A 15,841-nucleotide genomic window follows, 5' to 3' on the forward strand; every position below is an offset into this window, starting at 1 on the left:
CAAAAAAAGCAGGCTCAAGCCTGCTTTTCATGCCCCGGCCCCTATGGGGCGTCAGGACAGGTTACAAACAGTAGGGAGATATGTCCCCGCTTATTCCGCGTAGGAAAAGCGGCCATTCTTGACCACGCCCATGACACGGGCGCGTTCATCGAAGCCTTGATGATTGTCCTTGGAAATGTTCAGCACACCATTGGGCACGACCAGGTCACGCGTGTTTTCCAACGCATCCCGCAACGCCACGCGGAACTCCGCCGTACCGGGCTTGGCGCCGGTTTTCAGCGCGCGAGCCACCGCCGAGTCCAGCAGCACCCAGGCACCGTAGGCGTCACCCGCAAACTGGGTCAACGTGTTGGCGCCGTAACGCGCTTCGTACTTGTCGGCAAAAGCCACCGCGACCTTCTTTACGGGGTTGTCGTCCGGCAGCTCGCGTGCCACCACGCCAGGGCCCGTCGGGAACAAGGTGCCTTCCACATCCGTGCCGCCGACCTGCAGGAATTCCAGGGTCCCGATGCCGTGGGTCTGGTAGATGGCGCCCGTATAGCCGCGTTCCAGCAGCGTCTTCTGCGGCAGGGCGGACGGCGTGCCCGCGCCGGCGATCAGTACTGCGTCCGGCTTGGCGGCAATGACCTTCAGCACCTGCCCGACCACTGAGGCGTCCGTGCGCTGGAAGCGCTCTTGCGCGACGATGGTCAGGTCGGTCCCGGCGGCAGCCGTGAATTCCTTCCACCAGCTGTCCCCGTAGGAATCCGCGAATCCAATGAAGGCCACGTTCTTCAGGCCCTTCTTCTTCATATCCGCAACCAGCGCGGTGGCCATCAACGAATCGTTCTGCGGCATTTTGAAGGCCCAGGCGCGCTTCGGATCCGACAGCGGCTCGACGATGACGCTGGACGCGGCCAGCGCAATCATGGGGGTGCCGGTCTCGGCCAGTACATCCAGGCCCGCCAGGGCGGCGGCCGTGGTATTGGGCCCGACAATGGCGTCGACCTTGTCTTCCGAGGTCAGCTTGCGCATGTTCTTCACCGCCCGGCTGACGTCGGTGCCGTCGTCCAGCACCACATAGCGCGCGGGCTCACCGCCCAGCGTGGCGGGCCAAAGACGGATCGCGTTATTGGTCTGGATGCCGATGGCGGCGGCCGGGCCGGTCGTGGACACATCCACGCCGATTACGATTTCGGCCTGGACGGACAACGCGGGGGCGAGCAGCGCCACGGCGCAGGCATAGCGGACAAGCTTAAGAGACATAACAGCGGTTCTCGGCAAAGTTTAAGCAGATGCCCGTATTTTGCCTCATGGGTGCGAGCCGCTTCGCGACCCACATCAAGAACCCCGCTCGCGGCGCGCGGTTACATCGGCTTGCCGTTACGCGCAGTCGCTTTCCGCGCCGTGAGCCCTGGTCGGCCGTATCATCGTCGATGCCATCCCAGGCATCGCGCCCCGCCCCCGCCGGCGGCTCGCGCCCCTCCACACCGGCCGCGCTCGCGACGGGCGCGGCCCTTTCACAGGAGTCACGCATGAAGAAAACTGCAACCGCCCACTGGTCGGGCGATCTGAAGACCGGCAAAGGCACGATCTCCACGCAGAGCGGCGCGCTCAAGAGCCAGGCCTACGGCTTCAATACCCGTTTCGGAGATACCCCTGGCACCAACCCCGAGGAACTGCTGGGCGCGGCGCACGCCGGCTGCTTCACCATGGCCTTGTCCAATATCCTCTCGGAGGCGGGCATGGTCGCGGAAAGCCTGGACACGAAGGCCGAGGTCACGCTGGACAAGGTGGACGACGGCTTTGCCATCACGGCCGTGCACCTGACCGTCGAGGCCGTCATCCCCGGCGCCAGCGCGCAAGCGTTCGAGGAGGCCGCCCGCAAGGCGGAAAAAGGATGCCCCGTATCCAAGGTGCTGAACGCCAAGATCTCCATGGACGCCAAGCTCAAGTCCTGATCACGCCCCGGCCCGTGGCCCGTCTGGCAAGGCGGCGCCATTGGGCCGCCCTATCCCCTGTTTGTCCAAAATCAATTTGACGGGCTCGCCTACCAAGCGGATGATGAGAATCATTCTCAGGAGCAAGCATGGGGCAATTCATCTACGCGATATCCAGCGGCAGGACCGCGCTGGCGCAGGACGTCCAGGTGTCGGCGGGACTGCGCCGCATCGCGGGCCCGGGCATCCTGGTAGCCGTGGGCTACATCGACCCGGGCAACTGGGCGACCGATATCGCGGGCGGCAGCGGTTTCGGCTACGGCCTGCTGTTGGTCGTCGTCGCCTCGGCCCTGCTGGCCCTCGGCTTTCAGATCCTGGTGTCCCGCGTCGCACTGGCCACCGGGCAGGACCTGGCCACGCTGACGGCGCGCCACTTGTCCCGGCGCCTGGCCCGAACCGCCTGGCTGGCCGGCGAGGCGGCTATCCTGGCAACGGCCCTGGCGGAACTCATCGGCGGCGCGATTGCGTTGCGCCTGCTGTTCGGCCTGCCGCTGATCGCGGGCGTGGCAGCCACCGGGGTTGGCACCTTCGCGGTGCTGGCCTTGACCCGCGGCAACGCGGACCGGCACGAGCGTTTCATCGCCCTGCTGCTTTCGGTGGTCGCCCTGTCCTTCGTGTTCCTGCTGTTCAAGGCACACCCCGCCTGGACCGAGGTGGCGCACGGCGTCACGCAGACCGGCCGGGCATTGCGCGACCCGCAGGGTTTCCTGATCGCCCTGGGCATCCTGGGCGCCACCCTGATGCCGCACAACCTGTACCTGCATTCCGGCTCGCTCGCCCAGCGCGCCCAGCATTTGCCGCCGGTCGCGCGCGACATCGCCATGCGCGTCGCGCGCAACGACACCATCGTGTCCTTGAGCGTGGCCATGCTGATCAACGCCGCCATCATGATCGTCGCGGCCGCCTCGCTTTCCGGTTCGGGCATCATCGTCGGGAGCCTGGACGACGCGCACGCCGTCATCGGCCAGACGCTGGGCGTGGGCGCAGCCATCGTGTTTGCAATCGCGCTTTACGCTGCCGGACAGAGCTCCACCATCACCGGCGTGCTGGCCGGCCGCATCCTGTCCAACGGCTTCCAGGTCCGCAGTGGCTGGTCCGACCGCCGGCGCGCCCTGGCCACGCGTCTGGTGGCAGGAGCGGCAGCCATTGGGCTGCTGGCGTTCACGGGCGGCCAGGACCCGGACGGCTTGCTGGTACTGAGCCAGGTGATCCTGAGCCTGGCTCTGCCCTTCGCGCTGGGCCCCCTGGTACTGCTGGCCTGCCGTAAAAGCCTGATGGGCAAGTATGTGTTGCACGGCGGCTGGGCCTGGGCCGCGGTCGCGGCCACGGTCGGCATCCTGCTGCTGGACGGTTATCTGGTGGCGGACATGTTGGTCTGAAGCCGGGGCAAGCGGGCAGCCGTTCATCGAGCCCTTGGCAAAAGCCGTCTTCAGCAAGTTGGGCATCCGCCTGTTGGAGCCTGAAGATCCGCTGCCGATCCTGCAGGTATGCGTCATACACCGCCGCGGCAGCGAGCTAACGCCTGCCGCGCGGCAATTCATTGTGTGCCTGCGCGAAATCCTGGAAGAAAAAATGCCGTCGCAATGAAAAAGCGCCGGCTGCATGGCCGGCGCTTTTGCTCGCGATGCGGTGTGCGCATCGCACTGGGACCCATCAATGGTAGGCAGAGACCACCGGATGCTGGCGGCGGCCGGCGTCCATGTCATGCAGCACCTCGCCCACCGCGCCGCCGAAAGCGGACAGACGCACTTTCAGGCGCAGCCAGCGCGAACCGGAGGCATGGCCGGACAGGCTTTCCGCAACGATGGCGTCACGGATCAGGGTACGTTCCAGCTCATCCGACATGCGGGCATTCTTCAGCGCGGTATCGCTCATGGTTCTCTCCTTGAGAAAGCGATGTGGAACAACACGAGTCCATCTTAGACCCGCGCTTGCTGCGCCGCAATAAAAATCTTCAACCATTTTTTTGTGCGTTGCGCAATGGGTACAAACACCAAAAATGGTGCAGGTACGCACTATCGCGTGCACCAGCCTGGTGCCGGCGGGCCCTTCAGTCCCGCGCCGCGCCTGGAGCGGTGGATACGCCGGGAACCCCCAGATGCGCCTGGATCAGCTTGTCCGCCATCTGCGCGACGCGGCCGGCAGGCCCGCCTTCGCCAAACAGCTGGCTGGAGACGAAGGCGCCCTCGAACAGCAACAACAGGCCGTCGCCCAACGCTTCGGGGTCGGCCACCCCCATTTCCGCTGCCATGGCCGCAAGACGCCGGCGCAGTTCCGCTTTGTGTTCCACCGCCACCGCGCGGGCGGGATGCCCCGCTTCGGGATACTCCACCGCCGCATTGGTCAGGCCGCAGCCCCGATATCCGTTCTGTACCGCGCGCGCGCCCAGGCCGGACAGATAATCGAGGACTTGGGCGCGAGGGTCGCCGGGGTGCGCCGCGCACGCGGCATCGAAACGCGCCCAGAACTCGGCGTCGTAATCGCGCAGATACGCCGCCGCCAGCTCATCCTTGGACGAAAAGCTGCGGTACAGGCTGGGCTTGGTCACCCCTGCCTCGTTGACGATGGCGTCCACGCCTACCGCCCGGATGCCGTCCCGATAGAACATCTCCCGCGCGGTCTTGCGGATGCGCTCGGCCGCCAGCGGCTGCTTGGAGGCGGGCCGGGCCGCGGCAGTAGTCTTGCTGGCCATAGATGGGCTCCTTTTCCGGATGACGGATGCGACGAAAAATCGCTTGACGATGTTACTGACCGGTACGTACTATTCGCAAACCCCATTACGTACCGGTCAGTAACATGAGTATAGCCCACCCTCCCGTCCCTTTCCGGCGCGCCGGCCAAAAGTACGCTTTTGTCGTCGTCGCGGTGATTTTCCTGTCCCTGCTGGTTTCCGCCGGCCTGCGCTCTTCACCCAGCGTGCTTCTGGTTCCCCTGGAAGAAGCGTTTGGCTGGAGCCGCAGCACCATCTCGCTGGCGGCCGCTGTCGGGATCTTCCTGTACGGCATGGTCGGGCCTTTCGCCGCCGCCGCGATGGAACGTTTCGGCTTGCGGCGGGTGCTGATCAGCGCGCTGGCGCTGATGGCGGCATCCAGCGCCGCCAGCGCCTTCATGACCCAGTCCTGGCACCTGCTGCTTACCTGGGGCGTGTTCTCGGGGCTGGGCTCCGGCGCGGTCGCGGTGGTGCTGGGGGCGACGGTCGTCAACCGCTGGTTCACCAAGCATCGCGGCGTGATGATGGGACTGCTGACCGCCAGTTCTGCTACCGGCACGCTGGTGTTCCTGCCGGTCCTTGCAGCGCTGGCCTCGTCGGGCGATTGGACCCGGGTAGTGTGGGCCGTGGCGGCCGCGGCGGCGGCGTTGGTGCCGCTGGCATGGTGGCTGGTGCCCGACCGTCCGTCCAGCGTGGGGCTTGTGCCCTTCGGCAGCGATCCCCATGCGCCGCCGGCGCCGGCCGCGCCGCGCACCGGCATGCTGACCGCCACCTTCGGCGCGCTGGCGCGCGCCTCCCGTACCCGTACCTTCTGGTTCCTGTTCGCTACCTTCTTCGTGTGCGGCTTCACCACCAACGGCCTGGTAGGCACGCACTTGATCGCGCTTTGCGGCGACCATGGCATGCCCGAGGTGCAGGCCGCCGGCCTGCTGGCCCTGATGGGCATATTCGATCTGATCGGCACCACTGCTTCCGGCTGGCTGACCGACCGCTATGATCCCCGCAAGCTGCTGTTCGTCTACTACGGTCTGCGGGGGCTGTCGCTGATCTACCTGCCCTATTCGGACTTTTCGTTCTATAGCCTGTCGATCTTCGCCATCTTCTTCGGCCTGGACTGGATCGCCACCGTACCGCCTACGCTGCGCCTGACCACGGAAGCCTTCGGCGAACGCGACGCCTCTATCGTGTTCGGCTGGATCGTCGCCGGCCACCAGCTGGGCGCCGCCAGCGCCGCCTGGATGGCCGGCGCCGTGCGCGAAGCCCAAGGCAGCTATCTCATGGCCTTCGTCATCTCCGGCATGACGGGGTTGGCTGCCGCCGTCATCGCGCTGATGATAGGCAGGAAGCGCGTGGTGCCGCAGCCGGCCTGAACGCGTCGGCGCGCACGCGGGTGGACGCTCAGGCCTTGGGCGCGCCGCCCGCGCGGCCACGCAGGTTGTAGGTCTTCTTGCTGCCCACGTGCTTGCGGATGAGGGACTCCGCAAGTTCGCCGTCACGCTGCATCAGCGCACGCACGAAAGCCTCGTGGTCGGCCACCGCCGCCGTCCATTCATCGATGTCGAAGTTGGATTTGTAGCGCAGCGCCTGCACCTGCAGGTTCAGCCGGTCGTAGGAATGGGTCAGCGCGGGGTTGTGCGCGGCCCGGTTGATGGCGATATGCGTGCCCATGCTGGCCGCAAAGTACGCGCGTATGTCGCGCTGCTCATACCCCTGGAGCATCTGCGCGTGCAATCGCGCGATATGCGCCAGTTCCGCGTCCGTCGCGCGCTCGGCGGCACTGCGCACCGCCAACCCCTCCAGCACCGACAGCACGTCGAAAATGTTTTCGATGTCATCGGCCGACAGCTCGATCACCATTGCCCCGCGCTTGGGCTGCAGGGTCACCAGGCCGTCCGAGGCCAGCATGCGGTAGGCCTCGCGCAGCGGCGTGCGCGAAATCTTCAATTGATCGCACAGGTCCCGCTCGTTCAACCAGGTGCCCGGCTTGAACGTGCCGTCGATGATGAGCTGCCGCAGTTTTTCGGCCACTACGGCGGGCAGCGTCGGGTGATGGATGGCCAAATCGGGGACGGACTGGTCCATAACTTCAGGGTTAGCCATGAGTTGTTCGCACTCGCTAATTCGACTATTTTTGTATCTGGTATACCAAACACCAAAGGAATACCAACCTGACCCCATCATAGAGCAAGCAACACGCGGGCAGGCTTACATCCACCAAGGAGACCCACATGCATAAGCACGCTCGCGCCTGGACCGGCGCCCTGGCGCTGTCCGCCGGCCTTGCCGCCGCCAGCCCAGCCCTGGCGCAGGACGCCTCGAAATGGCCGGAAAGGCCTGTACGCCTGATCGTCGGTTTCGTGCCCGGCGGCGGCACGGACGTGTCGGCCCGGATCCTGTCCGCCCGCCTGTCCTCGCTGCTGGGCCAGCAAGTCGTGGTCGAGAACAAGCCTGGGGCCTCCGGCCTGATCGCGGCCGACTTCGTAGCCAAGGCAGATCCCGACGGCTACACCCTGTTGCTCGCCAATATGCAATCCACCGTCGCCGCGCCCTATGTCGTGCAGTCCAGCGTCGACCCGATCAAGGATTTCACGCCGGTGCGCTACATCGGCTCCGTACCGAACGTGCTGGTGATCAATCCGAGCAAGCACAGCTACGCCAGCGTGCAGAACCTGGTGGACGACGCCCGCGCCAAACCCAAGCAATTGACCTATGCGTCTTCCGGCATGGGCAGCCCGCAGCACCTGAGCGCCGCGCGCTTTTCGCAGATTGCCGGCGTCAGCATGGAGCACGTGCCGTACAAAGGCAGCGGCCAGGCCATGACAGACCTGCTGGGCGGCAGCGTGGACATGAACTTCGACACCCTGCCGGGCGCCATCAACCAGATTCAGGCCGGCAAGCTGCGGCCGCTGGCGGTGACCAGCACCGAACGCAGCAAGCGCCTGCCCGACGTGCCCACGCTGGCCGAGTCCGGCATCAAGGGCCTGGACATCGTGCAGTGGTACGCCGTGCTGGCTCCGGCCAAGCTGCCCAAGCCAGTGTTGGACAAGCTTGATCACGCCCTGAGCCAGACGCTGGCCGACCCCGATATCAAGGCCAAGCTGGCCGACCAGGGCATGGAACTGGGCGGCGGACCGGCCAATCCCGCGGCCTTCGCAAGCTATGTGCAAGACGAATGGAGCAAGTACGGCAAGCTCACCGCCAGTCTGGGCCTGAGCAAGCAGTAACCCGCAGCGACCCGGCGGGGGCCCGCCCCCGCCCATGCAAAGGAACACTATGAGCGCTACTCCCACCCCCGACTCCTCCCCCATCCTGCGCCAGCGCGAAGGCGACATCGTGACCGTGGTGCTGAACCGCCCGGAAAAGCTCAACGCCTTCACCATAGACAGCTGGCGGCTGCTGGGCGACACCTTTCTGGACCTGGATGCCGACGACAGCGTGCGCTGCGTGCTGTTGCGCGGCGCGGGCGAGAAGGCCTTCTCGCCGGGCAACGACATCAGTGAATTCGAGACCGCGCGCAGCAACAAACGCCAGGCTGTCGAGTACGGCGCCGTCATGCGCCGAACCATAGAGGCCATCGGCAATTGCCGCCACCCGGTGGTGGCGCAGATCCATGGCATCTGCGTGGGCGGCGGGATGGAGATAGCCAGCCTGGCGGATATCCGCATCTGCGGCGAGAGCTCGCGTTTCGGCGTGCCCATCAAGAATCTTGGCCTGGTCATGTCGTATTCCGAACTGGCGCCGCTGGTGCGCCTGGTCGGTCCGTCCGCCGCGTTGCAAGTGCTGCTGGAGGGCACGATTTTCGATGCGCAGGAAGCCTTGCGCCTGGGCGTGGTCACTCGCGTGGCGCCCGACGCCCAGGTTGCCGAGGAAGCCTGGGCCGCCGCCCGCCGCATCGCCGATGGCGCGCCGCTGGTCGCGCGCTGGCACAAGAAGTTCATCCGCAACCTGGTGAGCGGCAAGGCGCTCTCGGACACGGATCGCGATGAAGCCTTCGACTGCTTCGACACCGAGGACTTCCGCACGGGCTACCAGGCTTTCCTGGCCAAGGCCAAGCCGCAATTCAATGCCCGCTGAACGCAAACAAGGAGGATTCATGGACAACGATACCCAGCGCCCCGCCGGCGCGCTCGCCGGCATGCGCGTGATCGAGCTGTCGCAGATCATGGCCGGTCCGACCTGCGGCATGATGCTGGCCGACATGGGCGCCGACGTCATCAAGGTCGAAAAGATCGATGGCGGAGACGATTCACGCCAGTACCGCGATCCGCAAATCAACGGCATCTCGGCGCCTTACCTCATGCTCAACCGCAACAAGCGCGCCATCGCGCTGGACCTGAAGCACCCGGAAGGCAAAAAGGTCCTGCTGCGTATGATCCGCGACGCCGACGTGGTGACGGAGAACTTCCGCAAAGGCACGATGGAAAAGCTGGGTCTGGGCTACGACACGCTGCGCCAGGAAAATCCCGGCCTCATTTACTGCGCGGTATCGGGCTACGGCACCACCGGCCCGTACGCCGATAAAGGCGGCTTCGATCTCGTGGCCCAAGGCTTTTCCGGCCTGATGGCGATTACCGGCGAACCGGGCGGGCCGCCGCTGCGCACCGGCAACTCCGTCGCAGATATCAACGCTGGCCTGCTGGCGGCATTCGGCGTGCTCGCGGCCTACCAGCACAAGCAACGCACCGGCGAAGGCCAGATCGTAGAAACTTCCCTGCTCGAAGCCAGCCTGCAGCAGCTGTACTGGCACGCCGCCATCTATTTCGGCAGCGGGGTTTCGCCCGGCCCCACGGGCTCTGCGCACGTACTGAGCGCGCCCTACCAGGCCTTCCCCACGGCCACCGACTGGATCATCATCGGCGGCGCCAACGAGAAGAACTGGCAGCGCATCGCGCAGGCGCTGGGCAAGCCGCAGTGGGCGGACGATCCGCGCTACGCCCGCAACCGCGACCGCATGAATAACCGCGACGAACTGGTGGCAGAGATGTCGGCCATCCTGGAGACGCGCAGCGCGCAGGAATGGCTGGACGTTTTCGATGAGGCCGGCGTGCCCGCCGGGCCGGTGCATTCGATCGCGCAGGCGCTGTCGCATCCGCAGACGCTGGCACGCGGCATGGTGGTGGAACAGGATCACCCGGTGGCCGGCAAGGTGCGCACCGTGGGCATGCCCGTGAAGCTGTCGGCCACACCCGCCCAGTATCATCGCGCGGCGCCGCGCCTGGGCGAGGACAGCATCGCCATCCTGGGAGAGTTCGGCTACGGAGAACAGGAAATCGATGCGCTGATAGACGCCGGCGTGGTCGCGGCCGTAGACCGTGAACGCGCACCGGCTTAGGGCATCTTAGGCGGAATTGCTGGCGTTTGGTTTTGCAAGGCTGGGGTTCTTGCGCCGCCGACGTCCGGACTGCGGGATTCCGATGCTCGCCCCGGCGGGGCTGCGCTTCGGATCCCTCCGCCCGGCCGCCGCCTCACGGCACCTGCCCATGAACGGGGTCCAAGACCGACGCATGGGGCGACTACCAGCCGAGGACCCCGGAGCCATACGAAGCGCAGCCCCATTGGGGCGAGCATCGGAATGGCGCAGGGCAGCCTCGGCGGGCTAAAGAACTTTGACATCCGCAAGCTCGAAGCCCTGCCGCCCCGCACTTCCTTCTTATGAGACAGGGTTCTTGCGCCGCCGACGTCCGGACTGAGGGATTCCGATGCTCGCCCCAATGGAGCTGCGCTTTGGATCCCTCCGCCCAGCCACCGGCTCATGGCACCTGCCCATGAACGCGGTCTAAAACCAGCGCATTGCGCGACTGTCAGCCGAGGACCCCGGAGCCATACGAAGCGCAGCCCCGCCGGGGCGAGCATCGGAATGGCGCAGGGCAGCCTCGGCGGGCTAAAGAACTTTGACATCCGCAAGCTCGAAGCCTTGCCGCCCCGCACTTCCTTCTGATGAGACAGGGCCCTTGCGCCGCCGACGTCCGGACTGCGGGATTCCGATGCTCGCCCCAATGGGGCTGTGCTTCGGATCCCTCCGCCCGCCCACCGGCTCATGGCATCTGCCCATGAACGCGGTCCGAAACCAATGCATTGCGCGACCGCTAGCCGAGGACCCCGGAGCCATACGAAGCGCAGCCCCACCGGGGCGAGCATCGGAATGGCGCAGGGCAGCCTCGGCGGCTAAAGAACTTTGACATCGGCAAGCTCGAAGCCCTGCCGCCCAGAAGATCCCGGCCGCGCCCTACTCCGACTCACCCAGGTAGGCCGCACGCACCTTGGGATCGTGCAACATGTCGCCGGCGGGACCTGACAGGATGATCTCGCCGGACTCCATCACGTAGCCGCGATGGCTGTTTTCCAATGCCAGGCGCGCGTTCTGCTCGATCAGCAGAATGGTGACGCCTTCGCTGGCGATGGTGCGCACCACTTCGAAGACCTTCTCCACCATCAGCGGCGCCAGGCCCATCGAGGGCTCGTCCAGCAACAGCAGCCTGGGGCGCGCGATCATCGCGCGGCCCATCGCCACCATCTGCTGCTCGCCGCCGGACAATGTGCCGGCCGCCTGCTTGCGACGCTCGGCCAGGCGCGGGAACAGCGTGAAGACACGGTCGGTGTCCTGGCGGATCTGGGCCGCATCGCGGCGGATGTAGGCCCCCATCGCCAGGTTTTCCTCGATGGTGAGCTGGCCGAAGATGCCACGCCCTTCCGGCACCATCACCAGGCCGCGTCGCACCAGCTCGTGCGATTTCTGCCCGCCGACGGATTGGCCCGCGTAAACCACTTCACCGCCTGCCAGCGGCACCAGTCCGCAGATAGCGCGCAACGTGGTGCTCTTGCCGGCGCCGTTGGCGCCGATCAGGCAGACCAGCTCGCCTTCGTCCACACGCAGGTCGATGCCGCGCACCGCGCGGATGCCGCCGTAAGAGACCTGCAGGCCCCGTAATTCCAGTAGGGGTTGGGATGCTGCCGTCATGCCGGGCGCTCCTGATGAATCTGCGGATCCTGCGCAGCGCCGGCGCCCAGATACGCTTCGATGACCTTGGGATCGCGCTGCACCTGGGCGGGTTTGCCCATGGCCAGCACCTTGCCGTATTCAAGCACCAGCACGCGGTCGCACAGGCCCATGACGAGCTTCATGTCGTGCTCGATGAGCAGCACGGTGATGCCGTCGGCGCGGATCTTCTCGACCAGCTTGCGCAACACCACGGTTTCCGACGCGTTCATGCCTGCCGCCGGTTCGTCCAGCGCCAGCAGCTTGGGATCGGTGGCCAGGGCGCGCGCAATTTCCAGGCGCCGCTGGTCGCCATAGGGAAGCGAGCGCGCGACGTCGTTGGAGCGATGGCCGATGCCGACATAGTCCAGCAACTCCTGAGCCCGCGCTTCCGTCGCGGCCTCTTCGGCCCGCGTGGCGCGCGTGCGCAGCACGGCTCCGAACACGCCGGACCGCGTGCGCATGTGGCGGCCGATCATCACGTTCTCGATGGCGCTCAGGTTGGCGAACAGCCGGATGTTCTGGAAGGTGCGCGCCAGCCCCGCATAGGCGACTTCATGCGGCTTCTTGCCGGTCATGGATTCGCCGTTGAAAGTGCAGTTGCCCTCTTCCGGGATGTACAGGCCCGTAAGCACGTTGAACAGCGTGGTCTTGCCCGCGCCGTTGGGACCGATCAGGCCGTAGATCTCCCCCTGCTCGATATCAAAGCTGACGTCCGACAACGCCTGCAGGCCGCCGAAGCGCTTGCCCAATCCTTGGGCTTGCAGCAGTTTGCTCATGCCGCGCCTCCTTGGGTCTTCGTCGCCAGTTCACGCTTGCGCACCGCCGAGGGCCACAGGCCGGCAGGACGGAACAACATCACGCACACCATGGCCAGGCCGAACAGCAGCATGCGGATGCCTTCGGGATCCAGCACCACGGCACCGAACAGCATGTGTTGAACGGGTTCGACCACTGCGCGCAGGAACTCCGGCAGCGCCGCCAGGATCAACGCCCCGAGGATCACGCCCGGGATGTGGCCCATGCCGCCCAGCACCACCATGCACAGGATGGAGATGGATTCCATCAGCGAGAAGCTCTCGGGACTGACGAAGCCCTGCATCGACGCGAACAATGCGCCCGCCACGCCGCCGAAGGACGCGCCCATCGCGAACGCCAGCAGCTTGATGTTGCGGGTATTGATGCCCATGGCCTTGGCCGCGATCTCGTCTTCGCGAATCGCTTCCCAGGCTCGGCCGATGCGCGAATTCTGCAGGCGCACGCAGACCACTACGATGATCAACGTCAGGGCAAGCAGCAGGTAGTAGTATTTTTCGGGCCCGGTCACGCGCAGACCCAGCAGGCTCTCTGTGCGGCCGAAAGCGAATTCGCCTACCTTGAAGGTGTCGATACGGTTGATGCCCTGCGGCCCGTTGGTGATGTTGACCGGCGCATTCAGGTTGTTCAGGAAGATGCGGATGATCTCGCCGAAACCCAGGGTCACGATGGCCAGGTAATCGCCTCTGAGCTTGAGCGTGGGCGCCCCCAGCAGCACGCCGAACAAGCACGCCACCGCCAGCGCGATCGGCAGGATCGCCCAGAACGGCAGGTGCAGGCCGAAATGCGGCGAAGCCAACAACGCCCAGGTGTAGGCGCCCACCGCATAGAACGCGATGTAGCCCAGGTCCAGCAATCCGGCAAAGCCCACCACGATGTTCAAGCCCAGCGACAGCATTACGTACAGCAAGGCGAAGTTTAGGATGCGCACCCAGCTCTGGCCGGCCATGCCGATGACAAACGGCAGCACCGCCAGCACCACGCCGATCAGCGCGATGCCGATCAGGTTGCGGGTCGAGAACCCGCTGTTCTTCAGGGTTGTGCTCATGCCCGGTCTCCCACGCGTTCGCCCAACAGGCCCGAGGGACGGAAGATCAGCACCAGCACCAACACGAAGAACGCGAACACGTCCTGATAGTGGCTGCCCAGGAAGCCGCCCGTCAGGTCGCCGATGTAGCCGGCGCCCAGGGATTCGATGATGCCCAGCAGCAGGCCGCCCGCCATGGCGCCGACCAGATTGCCGATGCCGCCCAGCACCGCGGCCGTGAAGGCTTTCAGCCCCAGCATGAAACCCATGGTGTATTGGGACACGCCGTAGTAGGTCGCCACCATCATGCCGGCCACCGCGGCCAGCGCAGATCCGATCAGGAAGGCTGCCGAAATGACGGTGTTGATATTCACGCCCATCAGCCCGGCCACTTCGCGGTTCTGCGCGGTGGCGCGCATCGCCGTGCCCAGCCGCGTCTTGTGCACCACGGCCAGCAGCCCGCCCATGATCAGGGCGGCGATCACCACGATGGCGATCTGCAGCGAGCTCATGCGCGCCCCGCCGATCTCGAACACCTGCGGCGACAGCACCTGCGGAAAGTTCAGGTAGTTGCGGCCCCAGCCCATCATGGCCACGTTCTGCAGGATGATGGATACGCCGATGGCGGTGATCAGCGCGGCCAGGCGGGGCGCGCGGCGCAGCGGCCGGTAAGCCACGCGCTCGGCGGTCCAGCCCACCGCCATGCACAGCGGCACGGACACCAGCAAGCCGACGCCCAGCACGACGAAGGCGGACGTGGAGGGATCGCCGCCCACCAGCGAAATGGCAATGGTGGTCGCCGCCATCGCGCCGATCATGACGACATCGCCATGCGCGAAGTTGATCAGCCCGATGATGCCGTACACCATGGTGTAGCCGAGGGCGACCAGGGCGTACACGCTGCCTAGCGTGACGCCGTTTATCAGTTGTTGAATGAAGATATCCATAGGGGCCGCGGAATAAGCCTGGAAAAATCGCGCGGTGGCGGCCCTCGGGCCTGCCACAGCGCCGCGCGTGGCGCGCGCCGGGCGGCGCGCACGCTGCAAAGCGGGCGGGATGCGGCGCGCAGCCGGCTTCCCGCCCGGGTCCAACCGCCTTAGTTGGCTTGGCTGACCATCGTTTCAACCATCTCCCACTTGCCGTTCTTGACTTCGTAGATGGTGACCGAGATTTCCTTCAAATCGCCGTTGGCGTCATACGAGATGTGCTCGCTGGTCGCGCCCTTGCGGTTCAGCTTGGCCAGGGCCGGCAGGTACTTCTCGGGCTTGGCGGAACCGGCCTGCTCGATGGCGGAGATCATGTTCCACGCGCCATCGTAGGCGTAAGGCGCGTACACGCCAGGCGCCTTCTTGAAGCGCGCCTGGTAGCGCTGCTCGAAGTCCTTGCCCGCGGCCATCTTGTCCAGCGGCACGCCGGCCAGCGAGGCGTAGGTGCCGTCGGCGGCATCGCCCGCCAGCTTGATGAAGGTATCGCTGCGGGTCATTTCACCCGAAACCAGCGGCGCCTTCAGGCCCAGGGTCGCCAACTGGCGCTTCATGGGGCCGGATTGCGCGTCCAGGCCGCCATAGAAAATGGCGTCGGGAGCGGAACCCTTGATGTTGGTCAGGATGGCGGTGAAGTCATTGGCCTTGTCGGTGGTGTACTCGCGGCGCACGACCTGGCCGCCGGCCGCCTTGACGGCCTTCTCGACCTCGTCAGCCAGGCCCTGGCCATAAGCAGTGCGGTCATCAATGATGGCGACCTTCTTGGCCTTCAGCTTTTCGACCATGAACTTGCCGACCGCGGCGCCCTGCTGGGTGTCGCTGGTCATCATGCGGAAGGTAGTCTCGTAGCCTTGCTTGGTGTATTCGGGAGAAGTCGCCATGGCGATCTGGGGCAGGCCGGCTTCATGGTAGACGCGCGAAGCCGGGATCGTCGTACCCGAGTTGAAGTGGCCCAGGATGCCGACCACGTCCTGGTCGACCAATTGCTGGGCAACCTGCACACCGACGCGGGGATCCGCCTGGTCGTCGCGCGACACCAGCACGAACTTGGCGGTTTCGCCGTCGACCTTGATGCCCTTCTTGTTGGCTTCTTCCAGGGCCAGGTTCAGGCCGTTCTGCATGTCTTCGCCATAGTGCGATTGCGGACCGGTCAGCGGCGCGGCAAAGCCGAACTTGACGTCGGCTGCCTGCGCGGAGGCGGCCATGCCGGCGGCGGCGATGCTGGCGGCGAGAAGCTTCAAAGTGGTGCGGAACTTCATGGGTATCCTCCGAGTGTCGGACTTAAGACCTTGTTATACCTGAGCTTTTAGCCAGGCTTTTGGTTTTTCACTACTGCAAGCCCGATGTAGC

Annotated in this window: 16 protein-coding genes; 7 read left to right on the forward strand and 9 right to left on the reverse strand. The window is 65.6% G+C overall.

Features of this window, described 5'->3' with window-relative positions; translation table 11 throughout:
• Positions 1 to 90: 90 nt before the first annotated feature.
• Positions 91 to 1,245 (reverse strand): ABC transporter substrate-binding protein, encoded by a 1,155-nt coding sequence (locus VCS63_RS17100; protein ID WP_042794178.1) that lies wholly within the window; start codon positions 1,243 to 1,245, stop codon positions 91 to 93.
• A gap of 269 nt (positions 1,246 to 1,514) precedes the next feature.
• Here VCS63_RS17100 and VCS63_RS17105 point away from each other — a divergent pair, with 269 nt between their 5' ends.
• The 3 genes from VCS63_RS17105 to VCS63_RS17115 all read left to right on the forward strand — a co-directional run bounded on the left by VCS63_RS17105 (position 1,515) and on the right by VCS63_RS17115 (position 3,566).
• Positions 1,515 to 1,940 (forward strand): OsmC family protein, encoded by a 426-nt coding sequence (locus tag VCS63_RS17105; RefSeq protein WP_063961992.1) that lies wholly within the window; start codon positions 1,515 to 1,517, stop codon positions 1,938 to 1,940.
• Between the two features lie 128 nt (positions 1,941 to 2,068).
• Entirely contained in the window at positions 2,069 to 3,358 is a 1,290-nt protein-coding gene (locus VCS63_RS17110) for an Nramp family divalent metal transporter (RefSeq protein ID WP_149064295.1), read from the forward strand.
• Between the two features lie 34 nt (positions 3,359 to 3,392).
• Entirely contained in the window at positions 3,393 to 3,566 is a 174-nt protein-coding gene (locus tag VCS63_RS17115; protein ID WP_187639883.1) for a hypothetical protein, read from the forward strand.
• Between the two features lie 66 nt (positions 3,567 to 3,632).
• Here the strand turns inward: VCS63_RS17115 and VCS63_RS17120 are convergent, their stop codons facing one another.
• Both VCS63_RS17120 and VCS63_RS17125 read right to left on the reverse strand, forming a co-directional pair.
• Complete coding sequence (locus VCS63_RS17120; protein ID WP_042794181.1) at positions 3,633 to 3,854, reverse strand: hypothetical protein; 222 nt, start codon at positions 3,852 to 3,854, stop codon at positions 3,633 to 3,635.
• Between the two features lie 175 nt (positions 3,855 to 4,029).
• Entirely contained in the window at positions 4,030 to 4,671 is a 642-nt protein-coding gene (locus VCS63_RS17125; protein ID WP_149064294.1) for a TetR/AcrR family transcriptional regulator, read from the reverse strand.
• A 104-nt stretch (positions 4,672 to 4,775) separates the two neighbouring features.
• Between VCS63_RS17125 and VCS63_RS17130 the strand changes: the two genes are divergently transcribed.
• Positions 4,776 to 6,059: an MFS transporter gene (locus tag VCS63_RS17130; protein ID WP_042794183.1), complete on the forward strand. Its 1,284-nt coding sequence runs from the start codon at positions 4,776 to 4,778 to the stop codon at positions 6,057 to 6,059.
• 28 nt (positions 6,060 to 6,087) lie between these two features.
• On the opposite strand, the gene VCS63_RS17135 is transcribed toward VCS63_RS17130, so the two are convergent.
• Positions 6,088 to 6,789 (reverse strand): GntR family transcriptional regulator, encoded by a 702-nt coding sequence (locus VCS63_RS17135; protein ID WP_223306499.1) that lies wholly within the window; start codon positions 6,787 to 6,789, stop codon positions 6,088 to 6,090.
• A gap of 128 nt (positions 6,790 to 6,917) precedes the next feature.
• Here VCS63_RS17135 and VCS63_RS17140 point away from each other — a divergent pair, with 128 nt between their 5' ends.
• The 3 genes from VCS63_RS17140 to VCS63_RS17150 are packed head-to-tail and all read left to right on the forward strand — an operon-like array spanning position 6,918 to position 10,021.
• Positions 6,918 to 7,913, forward strand: coding sequence for a Bug family tripartite tricarboxylate transporter substrate binding protein (locus tag VCS63_RS17140; protein ID WP_149064292.1), 996 nt, complete (start codon positions 6,918 to 6,920; stop codon positions 7,911 to 7,913).
• A gap of 49 nt (positions 7,914 to 7,962) precedes the next feature.
• Positions 7,963 to 8,763: an enoyl-CoA hydratase/isomerase family protein gene (locus VCS63_RS17145; RefSeq protein ID WP_323880486.1), complete on the forward strand. Its 801-nt coding sequence runs from the start codon at positions 7,963 to 7,965 to the stop codon at positions 8,761 to 8,763.
• A gap of 19 nt (positions 8,764 to 8,782) precedes the next feature.
• Positions 8,783 to 10,021 carry a CaiB/BaiF CoA transferase family protein gene (locus VCS63_RS17150; protein WP_042797169.1) on the forward strand — a complete coding sequence of 413 codons (1,239 nt, stop codon included), beginning with the start codon at positions 8,783 to 8,785 and terminating at the stop codon, positions 10,019 to 10,021.
• An 894-nt stretch (positions 10,022 to 10,915) separates the two neighbouring features.
• Here the strand turns inward: VCS63_RS17150 and VCS63_RS17155 are convergent.
• From VCS63_RS17155 to VCS63_RS17175, 5 genes are all read right to left on the reverse strand, one after another.
• Positions 10,916 to 11,647, reverse strand: a complete 732-nt coding sequence (locus tag VCS63_RS17155) for an ABC transporter ATP-binding protein (RefSeq protein ID WP_042794188.1) — start codon at positions 11,645 to 11,647, stop codon at positions 10,916 to 10,918.
• Positions 11,644 to 12,444 carry an ABC transporter ATP-binding protein gene (locus VCS63_RS17160; protein WP_175199764.1) on the reverse strand — a complete coding sequence of 267 codons (801 nt, stop codon included), beginning with the start codon at positions 12,442 to 12,444 and terminating at the stop codon, positions 11,644 to 11,646. The genes VCS63_RS17155 and VCS63_RS17160 overlap by 4 nt, the downstream gene beginning before the upstream one ends.
• On the reverse strand, positions 12,441 to 13,529 hold the full coding sequence (locus VCS63_RS17165; protein ID WP_063642377.1) for an ABC transporter permease subunit: 1,089 nt from the start codon (positions 13,527 to 13,529) through the stop codon (positions 12,441 to 12,443). Before VCS63_RS17165 ends, VCS63_RS17160 begins: the two co-directional genes overlap by 4 nt.
• The gene (locus VCS63_RS17170; RefSeq protein WP_042797170.1) at positions 13,526 to 14,455 is read right to left on the reverse strand and encodes a branched-chain amino acid ABC transporter permease; all 930 of its coding nucleotides are present in this window, start codon (positions 14,453 to 14,455) and stop codon (positions 13,526 to 13,528) included. The genes VCS63_RS17165 and VCS63_RS17170 overlap by 4 nt, the downstream gene beginning before the upstream one ends.
• Positions 14,456 to 14,604: 149 nt before the next feature.
• Complete coding sequence (locus VCS63_RS17175) at positions 14,605 to 15,750, reverse strand: branched-chain amino acid ABC transporter substrate-binding protein (protein WP_063642376.1); 1,146 nt, start codon at positions 15,748 to 15,750, stop codon at positions 14,605 to 14,607.
• Between the last annotated feature and the right edge of the window lie 91 nt (positions 15,751 to 15,841).

This window comes from Achromobacter sp. D10 (assembly GCF_035282245.1).
GTDB classification, from domain to species: Bacteria; Pseudomonadota; Gammaproteobacteria; order Burkholderiales; family Burkholderiaceae_B; genus Achromobacter; species Achromobacter insolitus.

Excerpts from the sequence above, each read along its gene's own strand:
- VCS63_RS17130 (WP_042794183.1), top strand. The coding sequence starts at position 4,776 with ATGAGTATAGCCCACCCTCCCGTCCCTTTCCGGCGCGCCGGCCAAAAG.
- VCS63_RS17135 (WP_223306499.1), bottom strand. The coding sequence starts at position 6,789 with ATGGCTAACCCTGAAGTTATGGACCAGTCCGTCCCCGATTTGGCCATC.
- VCS63_RS17155 (WP_042794188.1), bottom strand. The coding sequence starts at position 11,647 with ATGACGGCAGCATCCCAACCCCTACTGGAATTACGGGGCCTGCAGGTC.
- VCS63_RS17150 (WP_042797169.1), top strand. The coding sequence starts at position 8,783 with ATGGACAACGATACCCAGCGCCCCGCCGGCGCGCTCGCCGGCATGCGC.
- VCS63_RS17165 (WP_063642377.1), bottom strand. The coding sequence starts at position 13,529 with ATGAGCACAACCCTGAAGAACAGCGGGTTCTCGACCCGCAACCTGATC.
- VCS63_RS17175 (WP_063642376.1), bottom strand. The coding sequence starts at position 15,750 with ATGAAGTTCCGCACCACTTTGAAGCTTCTCGCCGCCAGCATCGCCGCC.
- VCS63_RS17145 (WP_323880486.1), top strand. The coding sequence starts at position 7,963 with ATGAGCGCTACTCCCACCCCCGACTCCTCCCCCATCCTGCGCCAGCGC.
- VCS63_RS17170 (WP_042797170.1), bottom strand. The coding sequence starts at position 14,455 with ATGGATATCTTCATTCAACAACTGATAAACGGCGTCACGCTAGGCAGC.
- VCS63_RS17110 (WP_149064295.1), top strand. The coding sequence starts at position 2,069 with ATGGGGCAATTCATCTACGCGATATCCAGCGGCAGGACCGCGCTGGCG.
- VCS63_RS17140 (WP_149064292.1), top strand. The coding sequence starts at position 6,918 with ATGCATAAGCACGCTCGCGCCTGGACCGGCGCCCTGGCGCTGTCCGCC.
- VCS63_RS17160 (WP_175199764.1), bottom strand. The coding sequence starts at position 12,444 with ATGAGCAAACTGCTGCAAGCCCAAGGATTGGGCAAGCGCTTCGGCGGC.
- VCS63_RS17105 (WP_063961992.1), top strand. The coding sequence starts at position 1,515 with ATGAAGAAAACTGCAACCGCCCACTGGTCGGGCGATCTGAAGACCGGC.
- VCS63_RS17100 (WP_042794178.1), bottom strand. The coding sequence starts at position 1,245 with ATGTCTCTTAAGCTTGTCCGCTATGCCTGCGCCGTGGCGCTGCTCGCC.
- VCS63_RS17125 (WP_149064294.1), bottom strand. The coding sequence starts at position 4,671 with ATGGCCAGCAAGACTACTGCCGCGGCCCGGCCCGCCTCCAAGCAGCCG.
- VCS63_RS17120 (WP_042794181.1), bottom strand. The coding sequence starts at position 3,854 with ATGAGCGATACCGCGCTGAAGAATGCCCGCATGTCGGATGAGCTGGAA.